The following is a 2,634-nucleotide window of genomic DNA, read 5'->3' as shown; positions in this document are numbered from 1 at the left end:
AGCCCGACGAGGCCGAGCCGTCGAGCCACGCTTGAGCAGGGTCGTCAGCCGGCGAAGAACGAACCTACCAAGTGCGTCAGCCGGCGAAGACGTGGCCCCACCAGGTACGTCAGCCGGTGAAGAACGTACCCACCAGGTACGTCAGCCGGCGAAGAACGTACCCACCAGGTACGTCAGGCCCATGCCCAGGCTGCCGACCAGCATGTTGCGGACCATTGCGCGCCCCACCGGGGCGCCACCGAGGCGGGCGCTGGAGAAACCGGTCAACGCCAGGGCCAACTCGACCCCGATCAGGGTTGCCCAGAAGCGGGCGTCGGTGGGCGACAGCAACATCAACACCAGCGGGATGGCTGCTCCGATGGCAAAGGCGACCAAGGACGCCACGGCCGCCGCCCACGGGCTGGTCAGTTCGTGGGCGCGGATCCCCAGCCGGGTCTCGGCGTGCGCGCTGAGCGCGTCATGGGCGGTCAACTCGTCGGCAACCTGATCGGCCAGCAGCGGCGGCAGCCCGCGCTGCCGGTAGACCTCGGCCAGTTGGGCCCGCTCCGTTGCCGGGTTCAGCTCCAGCCGGGCGGCCTGGGCGTCCAGCGCGGCCCGCTCGGTGTCGGCCTGCGAGCTCACCGAAACGTACTCGCCGCCGGCCATCGACAGGGCACCGGACACCAGACCGGCGATACCAGCCACCAGGAGCGCTTCCTTGGAAACTTGAGCGCCGGCCACACCCATCACCAGACCAGAGACCGAGACGATGCCGTCGTTGGCCCCCAGCACACCGGCGCGCAGCCAATTCAGCTTGTCGGCGAGATGGGTCGGTTGAGTGGTCGCTGGATCGATGGCCATACCTGCATCGTTGTATCGAAGGGTCGCAGAACCAAGCGCTTCAGGGCCGTCCTGAGGCAAGCCTTTGCTGAGTTGACGAGGGCAGACGGGCGTCGGAAGGCAAGGCTGGCCTGAGTACGTGCCACCCCACCGGGCTGCGTGGGCACCAGGCGGGGGTGAGTTGACGTTCCCGCTAGACTACGGTCGAGATGGTCGGGTAGTGGTGACCCCGATGCCCCCGGGCCTCGGGGTTTTTCTATGCGGCCGGCCGTCATCATCATTGGGTAACGAGGAGACAACGGTGAGCCAGACGAGCGAAGCGCCCGAGCGGACCAGCTACGACGCGCGCGCGGCGCAGGAGAAGTGGCAGCGCTTCTGGGCCGACGACCAGACGTTCGTCGCCCAGGACGACTCCGACAAGCCACGGCGCTACCTGCTCGACATGTTCCCGTACCCCTCCGGTGACCTGCACATGGGTCACGCCGAGGCGTACGCGATGGGTGACGTGCTGGCCCGGCTGTGGCGGCTGCAGGGTTACGAGGTGCTGCACCCGATCGGCTGGGACTCCTTCGGGCTGCCCGCCGAGAACGCTGCCATCCGCAACAACGCCCACCCGGCGCAGTGGACCTACGGCAACATCGAGACCCAGAAGACCTCGTTCAAGCGGTACGGGCTGAGTCTGGACTGGACCCGTGAACTGCACACCAGCGACGCCGAGTATTACCGGTGGACCCAGTGGCTGTTCCTGCGCTTCTTCGAACGCGGCCTGGCCTACCGCAAGGACTCCTTCGTCAACTGGTGCCCGCAGGATCAGACCGTGCTGGCCAACGAGCAGGTCGTCAACGGCGAGTGTGAGCGCTGCCACACCCCGGTCACCAAGCGCAAGCTGAACCAGTGGTACTTCCGGATCACGGAGTACGCCCAACGGTTGTTGGACGACATGTCGCAGCTGGAGGCCGGCTGGCCCGACCGGGTGCTGGCGATGCAGCGCAACTGGATCGGTCGTTCCGAGGGCGCGATGGTCGACTTCAAGGTGGAGGGCCGCGCCGAGCCGATCACCGTGTTCACCACCCGTCCCGACACCTTGTTCGGCGCGACCTTCATGGTCGTCGCCCCCGACTCCGACCTGGCCGGTGAGCTGGTCAGCGACGAGCAGTGTGCCGAGTTCGAGGCCTACGTGGAGCAGGTGAAGAAGGCCACCGAGATCGAGCGCCAGTCGACGCTGCGCGAGAAGACCGGCGTCTTCCTGGGCGTCCACGCCATCAACCCGGTCAACGGCGAGCGAATCCCGATGTGGGCGGCCGACTACGTGCTCAGCGAGTACGGCACCGGCGCCATCATGGCGGTGCCCGCGCACGACCAGCGCGACCTCGACTTCGCCCGCAAGTTCGCGCTGCCGGTGCGAATGGTCATCGACACCGGTGAGGACGACCCGGCCGAGTCGGGCGTAGCCACCGAGGGCGACGGCACGTACGTCAACTCCGGCCCGCTGGACGGCATCACCGGCACCGCCGACGGGGTCGCCGCGACCATCACCGAGCTGGAATCACGCGGCACCGGGCGGCACGCCATCACCTACCGGTTGCGTGACTGGCTGCTGAGCCGGCAGCGCTTCTGGGGCTGCCCGATCCCGATCATCCACTGCCCGCAGTGCGGGGAGGTGCCGGTGGCCGACGACCAGTTGCCGGTGGAGCTGCCCGACCTGCGGGGCGCCGACCTGGCGGCCAAGGGGTCCGCCCCGTTGGCGGGTGAGGCGGCGTCCGCCTGGCGCAACGTGGCCTGCCCGAGTTGCGGCGGCCGGGCGCAGCGCGACAC

The 2,634-nt window shown here is 68.4% G+C and carries 2 protein-coding genes; one reads left to right on the top strand and one right to left on the bottom strand.

The features are described 5' to 3' along the window. Positions 1 to 141 precede the first annotated feature (141 nt). The gene (locus WBL05_RS06825) at positions 142 to 840 is read right to left on the bottom strand and encodes a VIT1/CCC1 transporter family protein (protein ID WP_424224672.1); all 699 of its coding nucleotides are present in this window, start codon (positions 838 to 840) and stop codon (positions 142 to 144) included. 280 nt (positions 841 to 1,120) lie between these two features. On the opposite strand from WBL05_RS06825, the gene leuS reads away from it, so the two are divergent. Continuing rightward, positions 1,121 to 2,634 (top strand): leucine--tRNA ligase (gene leuS / locus WBL05_RS06820; protein WP_424224670.1); only part of this gene is annotated, 1,514 nt, incomplete at its 3' end.

Origin of the sequence: Brooklawnia sp. (assembly GCF_049651565.1) — a bacterium.
GTDB lineage: Bacteria > Actinomycetota > Actinomycetes > Propionibacteriales > Propionibacteriaceae > Brooklawnia.
Note: the sequence above shows the minus strand (reverse complement) of the source record. Positions and strands in the feature narration are given on the sequence as shown.